This window comes from Cyclobacterium sediminis (genome assembly GCF_054781075.1).
Genome location: NZ_BAAGVC010000011.1, coordinates 210449 through 226919, shown reverse-complemented (window position 1 = coordinate 226919; position 16471 = coordinate 210449). Strand labels below are relative to the sequence as shown.

At 39.6% G+C, this 16471-nt stretch carries 16 protein-coding genes; 11 read left to right on the top strand and 5 right to left on the bottom strand.

The window, feature by feature from the left end; translation table 11 throughout:
* Positions 1 to 36 precede the first annotated feature (36 nt).
* From ACYVHJ_RS13975 to ACYVHJ_RS13955, 5 genes are all read left to right on the top strand, one after another.
* On the top strand, positions 37 to 1503 hold the full coding sequence (locus ACYVHJ_RS13975) for a glycine--tRNA ligase (protein WP_460515751.1): 1467 nt from the start codon (positions 37 to 39) through the stop codon (positions 1501 to 1503).
* 668 nt (positions 1504 to 2171) lie between these two features.
* A complete protein-coding gene (locus ACYVHJ_RS13970) occupies positions 2172 to 2519 on the top strand; it encodes a cupin domain-containing protein (protein WP_460515749.1) in 348 nt (115 codons plus the stop codon).
* 6 nt (positions 2520 to 2525) lie between these two features.
* Complete coding sequence (locus ACYVHJ_RS13965) at positions 2526 to 2930, top strand: group III truncated hemoglobin (RefSeq protein WP_460515747.1); 405 nt, start codon at positions 2526 to 2528, stop codon at positions 2928 to 2930.
* Positions 2931 to 3620: 690 nt separating this feature from the next.
* Complete coding sequence (locus ACYVHJ_RS13960; protein WP_460515745.1) at positions 3621 to 4778, top strand: DUF4221 family protein; 1158 nt, start codon at positions 3621 to 3623, stop codon at positions 4776 to 4778.
* A 178-nt stretch (positions 4779 to 4956) separates the two neighbouring features.
* Positions 4957 to 6228 (top strand): FAD-binding oxidoreductase, encoded by a 1272-nt coding sequence (locus ACYVHJ_RS13955; RefSeq protein ID WP_460515743.1) that lies wholly within the window; start codon positions 4957 to 4959, stop codon positions 6226 to 6228.
* A gap of 562 nt (positions 6229 to 6790) precedes the next feature.
* On the opposite strand, the gene ACYVHJ_RS13950 is transcribed toward ACYVHJ_RS13955, so the two are convergent.
* From ACYVHJ_RS13950 to ACYVHJ_RS13930, 5 genes are all read right to left on the bottom strand, one after another.
* Entirely contained in the window at positions 6791 to 8173 is a 1383-nt protein-coding gene (locus ACYVHJ_RS13950; protein WP_460515741.1) for a mercuric reductase, read from the bottom strand.
* 5 nt (positions 8174 to 8178) lie between these two features.
* On the bottom strand, positions 8179 to 8460 hold the full coding sequence (locus ACYVHJ_RS13945) for a DUF427 domain-containing protein (RefSeq protein WP_303613147.1): 282 nt from the start codon (positions 8458 to 8460) through the stop codon (positions 8179 to 8181).
* Between the two features lie 58 nt (positions 8461 to 8518).
* Positions 8519 to 9559, bottom strand: a complete 1041-nt coding sequence (locus tag ACYVHJ_RS13940; protein WP_460515738.1) for a pseudouridine synthase — start codon at positions 9557 to 9559, stop codon at positions 8519 to 8521.
* Positions 9560 to 9691: 132 nt separating this feature from the next.
* Positions 9692 to 10252 (bottom strand): SMC-Scp complex subunit ScpB, encoded by a 561-nt coding sequence (gene scpB / locus ACYVHJ_RS13935; RefSeq protein ID WP_303613145.1) that lies wholly within the window; start codon positions 10250 to 10252, stop codon positions 9692 to 9694.
* Between the two features lie 2 nt (positions 10253 to 10254).
* Positions 10255 to 10638 carry a TraR/DksA family transcriptional regulator gene (locus ACYVHJ_RS13930; RefSeq protein WP_303613144.1) on the bottom strand — a complete coding sequence of 128 codons (384 nt, stop codon included), beginning with the start codon at positions 10636 to 10638 and terminating at the stop codon, positions 10255 to 10257.
* Positions 10639 to 10928: 290 nt separating this feature from the next.
* On the opposite strand from ACYVHJ_RS13930, the gene ACYVHJ_RS13925 reads away from it, so the two are divergent.
* From ACYVHJ_RS13925 to ACYVHJ_RS13900, 6 genes are all read left to right on the top strand, one after another.
* Complete coding sequence (locus ACYVHJ_RS13925) at positions 10929 to 11558, top strand: 3-keto-disaccharide hydrolase (protein ID WP_339902404.1); 630 nt, start codon at positions 10929 to 10931, stop codon at positions 11556 to 11558.
* Positions 11559 to 11729: 171 nt separating this feature from the next.
* Positions 11730 to 12818 (top strand): Ldh family oxidoreductase, encoded by a 1089-nt coding sequence (locus ACYVHJ_RS13920; protein ID WP_460515735.1) that lies wholly within the window; start codon positions 11730 to 11732, stop codon positions 12816 to 12818.
* Between the two features lie 151 nt (positions 12819 to 12969).
* Complete coding sequence (locus ACYVHJ_RS13915; protein WP_460515733.1) at positions 12970 to 13680, top strand: ZIP family metal transporter; 711 nt, start codon at positions 12970 to 12972, stop codon at positions 13678 to 13680.
* Positions 13681 to 13782: 102 nt separating this feature from the next.
* Positions 13783 to 14679 (top strand): DUF6528 family protein, encoded by an 897-nt coding sequence (locus tag ACYVHJ_RS13910; RefSeq protein ID WP_460515731.1) that lies wholly within the window; start codon positions 13783 to 13785, stop codon positions 14677 to 14679.
* A 77-nt stretch (positions 14680 to 14756) separates the two neighbouring features.
* Complete coding sequence (locus tag ACYVHJ_RS13905; protein WP_460515729.1) at positions 14757 to 15785, top strand: 2-hydroxyacid dehydrogenase; 1029 nt, start codon at positions 14757 to 14759, stop codon at positions 15783 to 15785.
* A gap of 63 nt (positions 15786 to 15848) precedes the next feature.
* On the top strand, positions 15849 to 16469 hold the full coding sequence (locus ACYVHJ_RS13900; RefSeq protein ID WP_339902399.1) for an RNA polymerase sigma factor: 621 nt from the start codon (positions 15849 to 15851) through the stop codon (positions 16467 to 16469).
* The last annotated feature ends 2 nt before the right edge of the window (positions 16470 to 16471 follow it).

Below are 16471 nucleotides of genomic sequence, written 5' to 3'. Positions count from 1 at the left end.
CTTGTAGAGTATAGGTTTTTGCTTAATTTTGCGCTTATGGCAAAATCAGAACAAAAGCAGGAAAGTGGTCTGCTAAAAGATATCATTGCCCATGCCAAAGAGTATGGGTTTGTTTACCCTTCATCTGAAATTTATGATGGGCTTCAGGCGGTGTACGATTACGGGCCTTATGGGGTAGAGTTAAAGAACAATCTTAAAAGGTTATGGTGGGAATCCATGACCCGTCTAAATGGTAACATTGTAGGCTTGGATGCAGCGATATTTATGCATCCTACCACTTGGAAAGCTTCCGGTCATGTGGATAGTTTCAATGATCCAATGGTGGACAATAAGGACAGTAAAAAGCGCTATCGGGCAGATGTACTGATAGAAGAAAAAGCTGCCGGTTATGAAAACGAGGGCAATCAGGAGAAAGCGGATAGCCTTTTGGCTACCATGGGGCGTTTGTTGGAAGCAGAAGATTTTACTGCCCTTCGCGAATTTTTAATTGAAGAAGACATCAAATGTCCGGTAAGTGGTACAACTAACTGGACAGAAATAAGACAGTTTAACCTAATGTTTTCAACCCAGGTGGGTTCTGTTTCAGAAGATTCAAGCACCATTTACCTAAGACCGGAAACGGCTCAGGGGATATTTGTAAACTTCTTGAATGTGCAGAAAACAGCCAGAATGAAAGTTCCTTTTGGGATTGCACAAATAGGTAAGGCCTTTAGGAATGAGATTGTTGCGAGACAGTTCATTTTTAGAATGCGGGAGTTTGAGCAAATGGAGATGCAGTTCTTTGTGAGACCCGGTACTGAATTGGAATGGTACAAGCATTGGGCGGATACACGTATGAGCTGGCACAAAGCTTTGGGTATTCCTGAAGAAAAACTAAGAAGACATGACCATGAGAAGCTGGCACATTATGCCAATGCTGCTTTGGATATAGAATACAAATTTCCTTTTGGATTCAAAGAAGTGGAGGGGATTCACTCCCGTACTGATTTTGATTTGAAAGCACACCAGGAGTTCAGCAAAAAGAAGCAACAGTATTTTGATCCGGAGGTGAATAAAAATTACATTCCTTATGTAGTAGAAACCTCTATCGGAGCGGACAGGTTGTTTTTAATGACCCTTTGTAATGCCTTTACCACGCAAGAAGTGGAAGGCAAAACCAGGTCTTACTTGGCTTTGCATCCTGCCTTGGCTCCCGTGAAAGCAGCCATTTTGCCATTGACCAAAAAAGATGGCTTACCTGACAAAGGCAAAGCGATTTTTGATCAATTGAAATATGATTTCAATATCATCTATGAAGAAGCCGGGTCAATAGGAAAGCGCTATACAAGGCAGGACTTGATAGGTACTCCATTTTGTATAGCCGTAGATCACCAGACCTTGGAAGATGATACCGTAACCATCCGTCACAGAGATACCACCGAACAGGAGCGTGTGCCAATTGCTGAATTGCATGGCAGGTTGGCTGCTGCTTGTAGCTTCAGAAATGTTTTCGAGAAAATATAAATTTCAATTTTCATAGTGCATAAAAAAGACCGGCCGAACAGCCGGTCTTTTTTGTTGGGGACTCCCATTCGGATTGGCTGTTTTATAAAAAATGGGTTAACCGGTTCCTGAGCGGAGCCGAAGGAGTAGGTATAATGATCACGTTACCCTATGGCTTCGACTCCGCTCAGCCGCCGGCAGGAAAGGAACTCATTCAGCAGTCAATTCACGTTTCCGCAACTCCCACTTGACTAGAGGCAGTTCCTGTCCCGACATAGTCGGGAGGGATTATGGAAAAGTTGTTGTTTTTCAAACTGGAATTTTAAAATATTTAGAAAAAATCCCCCTGAGTCCCCTTTTTATAAGGGGGAGTTCGAGCTTTCAGGACTGATGAGCGCGTCCTTATTTTGCGTTTCTTTTGCCGGTCATAATTTTGCCAATTCCGCAATAAAAATCCTTTTGCCGCAACTCCCCCTTAAAAGGGGGCAAGGGGGATTATTACGGGAACGTCAGTTCCTGTAAATCCTGAAATACTCAAAAAAACCATAAAAATGAACGTATTGTATTAAAAATTTGTAATACCTATACAATAATAAAAGATAAAAACATCTTTTATTATTTAGATGAGTTTGAGTACCTTAAAAAGGTATTGATAAATAATTGGAGTTTGAATTTAAAGTACAGATAATATGGAAGTTGCATCATTTAATGAAGCTTTACAATTTGGAGATAAGATCAGTACCAAAGTAATTTTGGAATCTCCATTCTCCAAAGAAATACGCATCCTATTGAAGGAAGGCCAGGTAATGAAAGAGCATAAGACCAAGTTCCCGATAGTTGTTCAGGTTCTGGAGGGAGAGATTGACTTTGGGGCTGAAGGAGAGGTACACAATTTTAAAAGTGGAGGTATTGTAGCCCTAGATGGGAATATTCCACATGACCTTACTGCCATAAAGGACAGTGTGGTTCGCTTGAGCCTTTCAAAATCCGATCAGGTAAAACGTGTAGAAAATGTTGTAAAGGAATCCAATAAATAAAGCCTGATGAAACCAATTGAAAACCGCAAAGACATCAATGTGCTGGTAAACGCATTCTATGCAAAAATCAGAAAAGACGAAGTTTTGGGTCCCATTTTCAATGGACACATTGAGGAGGAAAGGTGGCCGGAACACTTGGAGAAACTTACTGATTTCTGGGAAACGAATCTTTTTGGAGTGATTAAGTTCAAGGGCAACCCTACGCTCAAACATATCAATGTAGACAAGGATTTACACCATTCGGTAGAGCAAAAGCATTTTGGAATCTGGCTGCAGTTATGGTTTGAGACAATAAATGAGCTGTATGAAGGAGAATTGGCTGATAAAGCCAAAGAGTCCGCCCGAAGGATGGCCCATTTCCAATTTATGGCGATCTGGAATAGAAGGCCTAAAGCAGTTAAAGAGGGTTGAATGAGAGATTACTTATCTACTATTTCAAGCTGAAATTTTAAAATATTTGCGTTAAAAATCCCTCCCGACTATGTCGGGACAGGCTCTTCGCCCCCTTTTTAAAGGGGGAGTTCGTGATTTTAGGACTGACGAAAGAGTACCTTGTTTTGCATTTCCTCATCCCTTAAAATCCCAACAATTCAGCAGTCAATTCACGTTTCCGCAACTCCCCCTTTTTAAAGGGGGATTCCGATTTTTTAGGATTGACGAATGCGTTTCTGATTCTAAATTGAGTCAGCCCGTTTCAAGTGAATACCTGCCATATAACCGGTTCCTGAGCGGAGCCGAAGGAGTAGGTATAACGGACACGTTGCCCTATGGCTTCGGCTCCGCTCAGCCGCCGGGAATCTAGCAATAAAATTCTCCCTTCGGCAACTCTTTCCGCCACTACGGAGGGCTGGGGGATTAATACAGGAATAACATACTATTTCCTCACTGGTATTTTTGTTTTTAGGCTAAAGTTAGAAATCGGTTCTATTTTTCATAAAATGAAAAAATAAACATAAACTATTTGTTTTTTTTGAATTTAATTTTTTAGTTTTAAAACGGGTTGAAAATTTAATGCTAGATATGGGTTAAAAAATAAAGGTTTAAATCTATGGTATTTAACTGATTTATGTACTTCCTAATAATCGGATATAAAATCTATAGGTGAAAAATATTTTGTTTAGTGTGCTCCTTCTGTGCATTTGGGCTTCCTGCAAGGAAGACAAAAGGCTTGATCCAACACCTCGGGAATTTGACCAAAGAATGACTTTGGTTCCTATGGATACTCTGGTATTTTCTATTAGCGACAAATCCAATGTTTACAGCAGATACATTAAAAAGGTTGAGATAAATGGTAATGAATACCTAGGGGTAGTAAATGAAAACACAAATGGAATGGAGTTTTATGCCCTTTCCAAAGGGGGAGATAATTTTAAGATTCACTTTAAAACCGAAGGCCCCAATGGTATTGGAAAGTTAAAGGCTTTTGAAGTGATTTCTGACTCAACCCTTTTAGTAGGAAGTACCCATAGAATTCGTTTATATGTTACAGATCTGATGGGAAACCTTATAAAAACTTTAAAAACCAATATTATTGAGCGCAAAGGCTTCCCCTTTGTACAGAGCTATTCTACATTTAACCCATTGGTGAATAATAAGACAAATGGTGATTTGTATGTATTAACTGGAGTAGATACCGATTACAATGCACCTGGAAAATGGTCAGGAACCATGTTTTTAAAAATCCCAAATATGGAGGATGAATCGGCCGTACACGTATTTGAGTTACCCTCCCACTTTTACAATTATGTTCATGGTGCCTATTTTAGCCACAGTTCTCATTTGCTGATAGAGGATCGTTATTTGGTTTTTGCCCTTCCATTTTACAACAATATTTTAATCCATGATTTGGAAAAAGAAGAGTTGATTGAAAAGGAAGCAGGAAGCAGGCACTTTGGAGATGCCCTGCCCTGGGAACATGCTGAGAATGGAAAGAGCGAGAGCTTTTATGTTCCTTCAAACTCCTACCGAGAGTTGGCCTATGATGAAGAAAACAAGCTCCTCTACCGCTTGGCTTACCAGGGTGTGGATTATATCGGCCCAGATGGGGAGCAGCGAAACTGGGACAATAAACCTCCTTCAGTAATCATGCTCAACAGTGACTTTGAAAAAGTAGGGGAAGTGGACCTGCCATTAAATACTATATATACCCGCATGTATTTTACCCACAATGGCAAACTGTACCTCTCCCTCAACCATCCCGATAACAATCCCTCGGAAGACGAGATGGTATTTGTGGGATTTAAGCCGGAGAAGTTATGAAGAATTGGTTTCAATTGATGCATTTTGCAACCTGATGAAAAAAAATTAGTGAATTTAGGGTATATTAAAGGTTTGCAATAAAAAGGAAGAGGTTATTAAAACATCAAGCCTAGCTTCGACTGATGGAATTGTGGCGTCCTATTTGTCTTGTTCCACATAAAAAAGAAAAAATCAAATTATGGAGGAAAGTGAGACGATAGGTTCGAAGAGAAAAAACTGGGCTGGGAATTATACTTTCAAAGCTAAAAACCTTTATGAACCAAGTACAGTAGTTGAAATTCAAGACTTGGTTAAGCGATTGGATCAGGTAAAAGCCCTGGGTTCCAAACATTGTTTCCATGACATTGCAGACAGTTCTAAAAATCAGATTTCTACCAAGCAATTAAACAAAGTCCTTGGATTGGATAGGGACAAAAAGACCTTGACAGTGGAAGCGGGGGCACGCTACGGTGATTTTTGTAAAGAATTACACGCGCAAGGTTTCGCTTTGCATAACCTGGCTTCCTTGCCCCATATTACTGTGGCAGGAGCATGTGCCACTGCTACGCATGGATCGGGTGTGGAAAATGGGAACCTGGCCACTGCGGTAGTAGCCATCGAATTGGTCATGCCCAACGGTGAGCTGAAAAACCTGGACAAATCAGATCCTGACTTTTATGCAATAGTGGTAGGTTTGGGTGCCTTTGGTATCATTACCAAGTTAACCCTTGAAGTGCAGGAAACCTTTTCCGTTCAGCAAAATGTCTTTTTAAACCTTCCACTAGAAAGTTTGGAATTGCATTTTGATGCCATAATGTCCAGCGGATACAGTGTTAGCCTGTTTACCGACTGGAGAGACAAGAAGATATGTGAAGTATGGGTCAAACAAAAAGTGGCTGAGGCCTCTGTTCAAATGGAAGCTGATTTTTATGGTGCAACAGCAGCAACCAAAAACATTCATCCTTTTCTGGCGCAGTCGGCAGAATGCTGTTCTGAACAGATGGGCATGCCAGGACCTTGGTACGACAGGTTGCCCCATTTTAAAATGGATTTTAATCCAAGTGCAGGAGAAGAGTTACAATCTGAATTTTTTGTTCCTCGTGAAAATGCCGTAGCAGCCATCCTTGCGATAGAAAAATTAAACGATCAAATTTTTCCTCATTTATTTATTTCGGAAATTAGGGCAATTGCTGCGGATGATTTTTGGATGAGTCCATGTTATCACCAAGACAGTGTAGCCATTCATTTTACATGGAAGCCTCATGTCAAAGAAGTATTGGAATTAATCCCCAAAATTGAAGGAACACTGGCAGCATTCAATGGAAAACCCCACTGGGGAAAGCTTTTTACGATGAATCCTAAAGCGCTACAGCAGCAATATGAAAAATACCCTGATTTTCTGGAATTAACCAAAAAATATGACCCTGAAAGAAAATTTAAAAACCATTTCCTCTCTACAAATATTTATTAATCGTCCTAGATTAATTACCAACTATTTTCTGATTGCCTTTGTGGTTCAATTGGTATATTTGATTATTGATTTTTTTTTTTTTAAATTACTGGAGAGATAATTTCCGCATTGCAGATTTTGAGCGTTAAGAAATTTAAGAAGGGGAGAAAAGACTCAGCCTTGTCTGAGGAGGTTTTTTGGTCCGTAGGAATTTTAAATAAAAGCAAATGGTTAAACCAAAAAACACCGCAGTTTGGCTGTGTGCGGCCAGGCCTTAAATTTTAGCTCAAAAGATGCTCAGCGGTGGGGTTTTTTGATTACTTTTTTGACCTATAGCAAAAAAGTAACAATGGTATTTGCTGAAAAAATAAAGAATGGAAATCCGATACTGTTAATTTCAAATTTGGACCCAATAATCACAATTCTATCTTCTTGATTTAAACCATTGATCTATTTTCTGAAATGGTGTGCTTAATGGCAGGCATTGATGATAAGAAATCCTCCAAAGTAAAATATCTATAAAGCAATGCTTCTCCCAGAAGGTGAACCAGTGATTGCAATCGAAAATCTTGATTAAATGAATTTACTCAATTTGCATCATCAAATTATTCAAACTTTCTGCTAGCGTTGGATGAGCTATTGGGAGGTTTTGAATTTTATCATAGGTAACCTTACCTACCATGGCCATCTGAAGGACCGCCATCACCTCTCCTCCATCTAAACTTAAAATGGTAGCACCTAAGATCTGCTTGCTCTCCGGATCCACTATTACTTTAAAAAAACCATTCGTTTCATCGGTTTCCAGTGCTCTACCGGCATGCTTCATGAAAAATTTCCCCACCTTATAGGAGACCCCTTTTTCTTTGGCTTCCTGCTCATTAAGTCCTATTCTTGCCAGTTGAGGATCAATAAACACACAGTAGGGAAGCAACCTGTCCTTTGAAGAGATTTCTTTATCTCCTTCATAGATACTTCTAAAGGCAATGTGCGCATCATTATATGCCATATGGGTAAAAGGTGGTGATCCGGCGACATCTCCAAGGGCATAGATGTTCGGAACGCTGGTCTTAAAGGTTTCATTTACTGCTATATGACCCTTTTTCGTAAGCTTTACACCGATGTCCTCTAGCCCCAAGCCCTTGCTGTTGGGTTTCCTCCCGGTAGCTACCAGTAAGTGGCTGCCTTCAATAGTTTTTGGTCCTGATTTACCTTCCAGATAAACTTTAAATTGATCGTTTTCGAAATTCACCTTAGTGACCGAGGTATCCAAGTAGGTGTTAATTTCATCTTCAGCAAAGATCTTTGAAATTTCCTCACAAACGTCCTTGTCTTCCTTGGGTACAAGTTTTGGGGCTTTGTCTATAATGCTGACCTTGCTACCCAATCTTTTGAACATCTGTCCAAATTCAAGCCCTATATATCCGGCACCAAGAATAATCAAGTGCTTTGGAGTTTCCTCGAGCTCCATGATGCTTGTGCTGGTCAGGTAAGGTGTTTCTTTCAAACCATCAACCTTAGGGATAAAGGGATAAGCACCAGAATTTAGGAAGATTTTATCCCCTTTAATTTCAAGAACTTCAGCTCCTTCCCGTTCAATGCTTACTTCGTTGGATGAAAGAAGAGTTGCTTTGCCTAAGATGATGTCTACGTTTTTTGCTTTTGTAAGGCTTTTCTCAGCCCCTCCCCTAAAGGTAGTAACAATGTGGTCTTTGCGGGCTTTGATGGCCTTTTGATCGATAGTGTAACTTTTTACATTTACACCGAAGTCTTCAGCTCTGCCCACCAGGTGAGCCACTCTTGCTGAGGCTACCATGGTCTTGGTAGGTGAACAGCCATCATTGATGCATGTCCCGCCTATTACTCTTTTTTCCACCAAGGCCACAGTCAAACCTTTTGCACTTATCTTTTTTGCCAAGGGCATTCCCGATTGCCCGGCACCTATGATGATTGCATCGTATTTTTTCATGGAGATTATTCTTTGATCTCTACGCCTTTCCAGAAAGCCACATGGTCTTTTATTTCCCTTGCAGCTTCTTTTGGTTCAGGGTAATGCCAGGCAGCATCAAGATTGGTGTCCTCCCCAACACGGATATGGTAATAATTCGCTCTTCCTTTCCAAGGGCAATCAGAGGTAGTCTGAGAGATTTCAAAAAATTGCCTGTTTAGAGACGCATGCGGAAAATAATGGTTGTTTTCCAAAAATACCGTCTCATCAGATGCTGCGAGTGTTTTTCCTTTCCAGATGGCTTTCATAATTAATCAGGTTTATTTCTGATCAATTACAGCCAAAACCATGCTAGAAAAAAAGCGACTATTTAGGACGCTTCTTATTTTTTCTTTTGTTGAGAAATTTAAGATTAATCACTTCTTTTTCTTCGAGGAATCGATAATTACCTCTTGGAATGTCTTTTTTGCTTAATCCGGCAAAGGTTACCCTGTCTAGGGCGATGACTTCGTAACCGAAATGGGCAAATATCCTACGTACAATTCTGTTTTTACCGGAATGAATTTCTATACCCATGATGGTTCTGTCCTTAGACAAAACTTGAAGATCATCAACTTCAGTAAGTCCGTCTTCTAATGTAACCCCTTCAAGAATCGCCTCCACATCATTTTTGGCAATGGGTTTATCCAAGGTTACCTGGTAGATTTTTTTGATCTCATAAGAAGGGTGGGTGAGTTTGGCAGATAGTTCTCCATCATTGGTGAAAAGTAAAAGTCCGGTGGTATTTCTATCCAACCTGCCTACAGGGAAAAGTCGTTCTTCACAGGCATTTTCTACCAAGTGCATGACTGTTTTTCGTTCGAAGGGGTCATCAGTGGTGGTAATAAAATCCTTTGGTTTATTAAGTAAAATATAAACAGGTTTTTCAGGACGTATGGATTTTCCCTTGTATACCACACGGTCTTTTCTAAGCACCTTATAACCCATTTCATTTACCACTTTCCCATTCACGGAGATTTCCCCATTTTCAATGAGTTTGTCTGCATCTCTTCTGGAACAAATGCCGGCGTTGGCAATGAACTTATTCAATCTGATTTCATCAGATTCCTTATGTCCGGATTTTTGAATGCTTTTAAGGTTGTACTGCGGTTGAGCCTCTGATTTATTTTTTCCGCTCTTGAGAGGTGAAAAAGGCTTTTTGAAAGGCTTTTTCTTCCTTTCTTTGTCTTCGGCTTTGCCAAAAATGGGCTTTTGATTGCGTCCCCTTCCTTTGTATTCAGTTTTTTCTTCAGGGATTTTGGAGCTGGGCTCCTTTTTTTTATCGTAAGAACCACGTTTCCCGGAGTTGGTCGACTCTCCTTTTGAATTTTTAGGAGACCTTTCGGACCTATTGTTGAATTTTTTCATAAGCTTGCAGCATCTCTGCTGTATTAAAATATACGAATGTAATGGCTTGAGCCTAAGGTGACTTTACCTTAAGTTTCAAAGCGGATGCAAATTTAGTGCTATTTATTAAATAATTACATCAAACAGGAGAAATCAATCCGATTGATTTCCAATTTCATTTTCTTCCGCTTTGAAATCCTTAGGTTGTGGGAGTTCGCTTAAATCATTAATGCCAAAGTATTCCATGAACTTTGGACTGGTGCCATATAGAATGGGCCTCCCCAGTCCATCAGACTTACCTTTTATGGCTACAAGAGACTTTTCAAGGAGTTTTTGCACAGAATAGTCACAATTGACACCTCTAATTTGTTCCATTTCAGATTTAGTGATGGGCTGTTTATAGGCAATAATAGAAAGGGTTTCCAATTGAGCATTGGAAAGTCTCTTTTGTGATTGGTGTTTTTGCAGGATGGCTACACTGCTGAGGTAGGCCGGCTTTGTCAAAAACTGGTAGCCTCCTGCCAAATTTTCCAAGCTGAATGAAAAATCATCAGAAAGGTATTTGTTGGTCAGTTCCTCCAGTGCTTCTTCTAAGTGCGCCATAGGAATTTCTGTCTCAAACATTTCTGCGAGACATTTTTGAATTTCCTTGATGCCAAGGGGCTCTGGGGAACAAAATATTAATGCTTCTATATGTCTGGGTAAAAAGTCCACGCTTATTTTTTGCCTAATTTTGCTTCAATACTGTGCATGGTATGGGGGACGGCCTTTAACCTTTCCTTGCTTATGAGTTTTCCTGTGTCTACACATACCCCATAAGTCCCGTTTTTTATCCTCCTCAGGGCATTTTCCAGATTAATAATAAACTTTTGCTGTCTTGCAGCCAATTGACTTAGGCTCTCTCTTTCAAGCGTGTCAGCTCCGTCTTCAAGTAGCTTTGATGTGGAGGCCGTGTTTTCAGTTCCACTGTCATTTTGTTTACTTAAAGAACGTTTCAATTGATTCAACTCGTCTTTAGCGATGGACAGTTTTTCATTAATAAGCGATTCAAATTCCTGAAGCTCTTCTCTGGAATAACTGGTTTTTTCTACCTGGCTCATAAAACATTACTTTAAAATTTCCCTAAAATACAGTGAGTATTCTGAAATCAAAAATTTTATTTTCAAGATAAAATTACATGAATTCATTTTAGGTGAATTTAATTTTAAAAAGAAGAGATGAAAGAGATAGAATTGACTTTTATATTTTATTATTTCTCATTCTGCAATCAAATTATTTTGAATTGTTGGTTTGAAAATATTTTGAAAAGTGATTCACATGCTATACTTGAAATATCCCTAAGAAAGTATTAATTTGAACGCCTAAACAATACTAATCCAAATTAAATCCGATGAAAAGAATCTTAGCAATTGTTATATGTGCATTAATCTCCTTAAACGTGTCCGCTCAAAAAGCAGATAAAGGCTGGAAGGAGCTTTTTAATGGCAAATCATTTAAAGGTTGGTCTTTTAGTGAAAATCCTGAATCATTCAGCATAGTGGATGGAGTAATTAAGGTGGAGGGGCCAAGGTCCCACATGTTCTACACCGGCAAATACAAAAAGCATGATTTTAAAAACTTTGAATTGAAGATGCAGGTAAAAACCATGCCTGGGGCTAATTCCGGAATTTTTGTTCATACTGAGTTTGAAGAAGACGGATGGCCAAGTAAAGGCTATGAAATTCAGGTCAATCAAACGCAGGGTGATTGGAGGAAAACCGGTAGTGTTTACAGCTTTAAAGATGTAAAAGAAACTTTTGTTAAAGATAACGAATGGTATACCCAACACATCATCGTTCAGGGTGATGATGTAACCGTTAAAATCAATGGGAAAGTGATCAATGAATTCAATGAAAAAACAGATAGAGGAGAAATTGGTGACAGCGGCAAGAGGTTAAGTCATGGAACTGTGGCACTTCAGGCCCACGATCCCAAAAGCGTCGTTTATTACAAAGATATAATGATTAAACCCCTGCCTTAATGAGTTTTGTTTTTATATATCATTAAAAAAAAATTTAAAATCCGGTCGGCCTTTTGGTTGACCGGATTTTTTTTATCGATTTTTTTCAATGCTTAGTGATTCACATGAATTTTTTAAAGGTACTAATTCATTAAAAAAAATAGGGCAGGTGTTGCAATAACAAATGAAGCAATGACTAATAAATATACTCTAATAAATCATCAAGCCCTAAGGGAGTTTACCGGGAAGGTTTTTATGTCACTTGACGTGCCCCCTGAAGAGGCCGTCCTTGCGGCGGATGTGCTTGCTTACAGCGATGAACATGGGATTGATTCTCATGGAATAGCAAGATTGAAAACCTATTTTGATTTACTCAAGGCAGGTAGGGTCAACCCAAAACCAAAGCTCAAGGTCCTTCGGGAAAAACATGCAGTTGCCACCATAGATGGGGACAATGGTTTGGGATTGGTGGTAGGTCCTCAATCCATGCAAATGGCCATTGAAAAAACCAGCCAACATGGGTCCGGCTCCATAGCAGTTTGTAATACCAACCATTATGGAGCAGCCGGTTATTATCCACTTATGGCCACTCGAAAGGATTATATAGGAATGTCCATGACCAATACCACCAAAGGCGTGGCCCCATTTAATGGTAAGGAAAAAATGCTGGGAACCAATCCTTTGGCAATGGCCTTTCCCACTTTAAATGAACCGGAGGTGGTGATTGATTTTGCCAGTAGCACTGTGGCTTATGGAAAGGTGGAAATTGCACATAGGGAAGGGAAATCAATACCTGAATATTGGTGTCTGGATGAAAAAGGGGAGGTCACCACAGCTCCTGAAAAGATGATCAATGGAGGCGCATTATTGCCACTTGGAAGTACCAAAGAAGGCTCAGGGCATAAGGGATACTGTTTGGCAGCGGCAGTTGATATCCTTACTGCAGTCTTAAGTGGAGCCAATTGGGGACCCTTTGCCACGCCCTTCGCCATACATTCTGCTATTCCTGTAATGGAGGTGGGAAAAGGAATTGGACATTTCTTTATGGCTTGGGATATTGAAGGATTTAGGGATTTAAAGGCTTTCAAAGAGAGTATGGATCATTGGATTGTTACCATGAGAAATGCCGTACCACAGAAAAGTGAAGGGAAGGTGCTGATTCCCGGAGATCCTGAGCGAGAAGCTTTTGCTTCAAGGATGAAACAAGGTATTCCTGTGCATCATATGATCCTTGAGGAGTTAATGACCATGTCAAAACTTTGTAAAATTCCTTTGCCTTAAGGTGTTGGATCATTTTGAATTTGGTTTTAATTTTTCAACTAGCACCAGGATGGAAGCTGGGAAGCAGAACAAAGGCTTTGATGTTTTTATTTGGTAAGATGATTACTTAATTTGTGTGTAATAGATTATTTGGGTTAGGCTAAGTTTATAGATGATGGTACAAAAACTCATTCTTTTTTCGGGGTTCTCGGGTATTACTGTTTTAATCGGTGGTCTTTTAGCCAATTATTTTAATCACCATATCAAAGAGAAGCCCATTAAATATGAGATAATTCATGCCCTGATGTCCTTTGGTGCAGGAATAATATTGTCTGCATTGGCATTGGTGCTTATACCAAAAGGCATGGAAGAACTGGAGCTTCTTCCGATGGTGGCCTCCTTCCTAATTGGAGCAATTTTGTTTATGGCGATTGATTGGTATTTGGCTAAAAAGGGTGGTCAATTGGCTGCCTTATTGGCCATGGTGATGGATTTTATTCCCGAATCGATTGCCTTGGGGGCTACCTTTGCCATTGATCCGGAAATGGCTACCCTTTTGGCTGTTTTTATAGGTTTACAAAATCTTCCTGAAGCTTTTAATTCTTTTAGAGATTTGGTTTTGAGCGGATTTACAGTCACCAAAACATTAGTGATATTTTCATTATTAAGCTTTTCCGGAATTGCCGGTGCATTGGTAGGTCATTTTTACTTAAGTGATTATCCTGATTTGACCGCACAATTGATGGCCTTTGCAAGTGGGGGTATTTTATATTTGTTAATCCAAGACATTATTCCTGAAAGTAAGTTGAAAAATAATTACCTTTCTTCTTTGGGGGCTATATTGGGGTTTTTGGTAGGAATTATAGGGGAAAAAGTAATGTAGGTGCCCAAGCTTAAAAATTGAATTAATATCACCCGTCAAATCATCAATCATTCATAAAAATTGCTATTCCTACTAGATATGCCTATTCAAGCTTTGAAAACCATGAAGTCATTGCCTCTTCTTATATCCATATTATGGCTCTATTCCTGCACAGGGAATAATAATACAAACACTAATCACGGCTTTTCACAGTTGATCACCTGTGGAGATGAGGAAGTGGCGGTATTTGAAAAGGCAGCGACTGATTCACTTGGGTTTGTCAAGGTTTGGGAATGGACAGCATCCATGTCTGAAGGGCTGCCTGAAGACTTTCATGATTATTTTAATACGACAGATGAATGCAAACCTGTGGGGGAAAACCAAATTTTAATCACTTCTTCTAGTGGAGGTGTGGCCTTGGTGAACAGAGACGATAAGAAGACCGTTTTTTATGCGCATGCCCCCAATGCCCATTCTGCAGAATACCTGCCCGGAAATAAATTGGTGGTGGCTTTGTCTACAGCAAAGAATGGAAATTCCATTAGACTATATGACTTGGACCATTCTGATAGCATATTGTTTACTGACAGTTTATACTCAGGACACGGTGTGGTATGGGATGAGCAAAATAATAGTTTGTTTGCTTTGGGATTCGATCTGTTGCGTGAATATAAGCTTGAGGACTGGGACAGCTCAGCGCCTTGGTTAAAGCAAGTCAGTGAATGGGAAATCCCTGATGAAAGCGGTCATGATTTGTTTCTTACCGATGATAGCCGGTTGCTATTGTCCACTACCAATAGTGTGTGGCAGTTTGATATTAATCGTTCAATATTTTCTCCTTTTCCGGCACTTGAAGGTGTTCATCACGTCAAATCAGTAAACTTGAACGCGCAAACAGGTGAACTTGTGTACACCAAAGGAGAGATAAGTTGGTGGACCCACCATGTTTATATGCACCTACCTAAAAAAGATACTTTAGCGCTAACCAATAAGAAAATTTATAAAGTTAGGGTTATGTGAAACCTTAAGTAGGTAAATTAGATGAGGGATAATTGGGTCCCCCTGGAGTGCGATTTCTTAGTAGAATTTTTTATTGTATGAAGATTGTAAGGACAGATAAAGAGCTTGAACTTCCACTGGTAGATAGAAAACTAGAGGCAAAAGGGCATGAACTTGTTCTTTTACCTGAAGGGATAAGTGAGGAGTTGCTTTTGGAAGAGGTTAGGGACTGTGACCTGTTGTTGATGTGTTACACTATGATAAGTAAAAAAGTCATAGAAGCTTCGTCCAAGCTAAAGGCCATTATCAAATATGGAGTGGGTATAGATGCCATTGACATAACTGCAGCCAATAATAAGGGTGTTGTGGTGGTGAATGTTCCTGAATATGCAGAAGAAACTGTAGCAGAGGGTGCATTTGCCATGTTGTTGGCTTTGACAAAAAAGATCCCTTCAATCCATCATCAGATGAGCAGCTATGCTTGGGCATGGCCCACACAAAGGTGGCTGGGACAGGATGTTTCAGGCAAAACCTTGGGTATAATAGGTTGTGGCAAAATAGGTTCGAGTATGGCAAGGATGGCTGGTTTGGGATTCAATGCCAAAGTAATTGGATATGATCCTTATAAATCCAGGGATGAATTGGCAGAAAAAGGGATTGTTAAAGTTGAGGCACTCAACACTTTATTGGAAGAGAGTGATTTTATATCATTGCATGCCGTGTTGACCAATGAGACCCACCATATGCTTGGTAGGGAAGAATTGGCAAAGATTAAAAAGACTGCTATTATTATTAATACTGCTCGAGGTGCCCTGATAGATGAAGAGGAATTGTTGCAGGCATTGGAAAAAAAGCAGTTGGCAGGTGTGGCTTTGGATGTTTTTAGCAATGAGCCTTTAAATCAGGAGTTTCACCCATTAAAAAAGCTTTATACCATGGAAAATGTTTTACTATTTCCCCACCTTAGCTTTTACACGAATGAGGCCATGGAGCGTTTGGAGACTGAAACCTTGGATAGATGCGAAGAAATCTTCGAAAATAGACCTGTACTAATAAAGTCCAAAGACCCAAGGCTTCAGCAACAAAGTCATTTAAATACTGTTTATATAAGTGACGAGCGACTATAATGGGTATATATTTGCGATTAAAGATTTCCGTAAGTAAAATGAATTTTGTCCAGAACATAAAGAATGACTAAGGACAGGTCCCTTTATGAAGAAGATCAGATGCTATTGGAAATGGCCGGAGGCAATGAAAAACCGCTTGACTATTTCTACAATAAGTATTCGCCTAAAGTTTATTCTACAGCCATAAGTTATACCAAAAATGAACAAGATGCTGAAGAGGTACTGCAAGATGTTTTTATCACACTTTTTGAAGCCGCAGGTAAATTTAAAAATGATGCCTCTGTCAGTACTTGGATTTACAGAATTACCGTCAATAAATCCCTGGATTTTCTTCGAAAGAAAAATAGTCTAAAACGAAAAGGCATTTTTTCGTCTATTTTCAGTAAAGATACAGGTGAGACCATTGTAGAGCCGGTAGATTTCGTTCACCCCGGAATAAAACTTGAAAATGCCGAAGATGGCAAACTGCTATTCAAAGTCTTGGATGAGTTGACAGAAAATCAAAAAACAGTTTTTATCCTGACACAGATCGATGGGCTACCACAACAGAAGGTGGCAGATATTATGGAGGTCAGTAGAAAATCTGTAGAATCACTGTTGCAAAGAGCCAAGGCATCAATGCGTGAAAAATTAGAAAAATTTTATCCTGAGCGAGGGAATTTCAAAAAAAATACGTCAAAGTAATT

Bases quoted from the DNA above. Each gene is read 5' to 3' on its own strand.
- ACYVHJ_RS13905 (WP_460515729.1), top strand. From the start codon at position 14,757: ATGAAGATTGTAAGGACAGATAAAGAGCTTGAACTTCCACTGGTAGAT.
- ACYVHJ_RS13910 (WP_460515731.1), top strand. From the start codon at position 13,783: ATGAAGTCATTGCCTCTTCTTATATCCATATTATGGCTCTATTCCTGC.
- ACYVHJ_RS13900 (WP_339902399.1), top strand. From the start codon at position 15,849: ATGACTAAGGACAGGTCCCTTTATGAAGAAGATCAGATGCTATTGGAA.
- ACYVHJ_RS13940 (WP_460515738.1), bottom strand. From the start codon at position 9,559: ATGAAAAAATTCAACAATAGGTCCGAAAGGTCTCCTAAAAATTCAAAA.
- ACYVHJ_RS13915 (WP_460515733.1), top strand. From the start codon at position 12,970: ATGATGGTACAAAAACTCATTCTTTTTTCGGGGTTCTCGGGTATTACT.
- ACYVHJ_RS13945 (WP_303613147.1), bottom strand. From the start codon at position 8,460: ATGAAAGCCATCTGGAAAGGAAAAACACTCGCAGCATCTGATGAGACG.
- ACYVHJ_RS13970 (WP_460515749.1), top strand. From the start codon at position 2,172: ATGGAAGTTGCATCATTTAATGAAGCTTTACAATTTGGAGATAAGATC.
- ACYVHJ_RS13930 (WP_303613144.1), bottom strand. From the start codon at position 10,638: ATGAGCCAGGTAGAAAAAACCAGTTATTCCAGAGAAGAGCTTCAGGAA.
- ACYVHJ_RS13975 (WP_460515751.1), top strand. From the start codon at position 37: ATGGCAAAATCAGAACAAAAGCAGGAAAGTGGTCTGCTAAAAGATATC.
- ACYVHJ_RS13925 (WP_339902404.1), top strand. From the start codon at position 10,929: ATGAAAAGAATCTTAGCAATTGTTATATGTGCATTAATCTCCTTAAAC.
- ACYVHJ_RS13920 (WP_460515735.1), top strand. From the start codon at position 11,730: ATGACTAATAAATATACTCTAATAAATCATCAAGCCCTAAGGGAGTTT.
- ACYVHJ_RS13950 (WP_460515741.1), bottom strand. From the start codon at position 8,173: ATGAAAAAATACGATGCAATCATCATAGGTGCCGGGCAATCGGGAATG.
- ACYVHJ_RS13965 (WP_460515747.1), top strand. From the start codon at position 2,526: ATGAAACCAATTGAAAACCGCAAAGACATCAATGTGCTGGTAAACGCA.
- ACYVHJ_RS13955 (WP_460515743.1), top strand. From the start codon at position 4,957: ATGGAGGAAAGTGAGACGATAGGTTCGAAGAGAAAAAACTGGGCTGGG.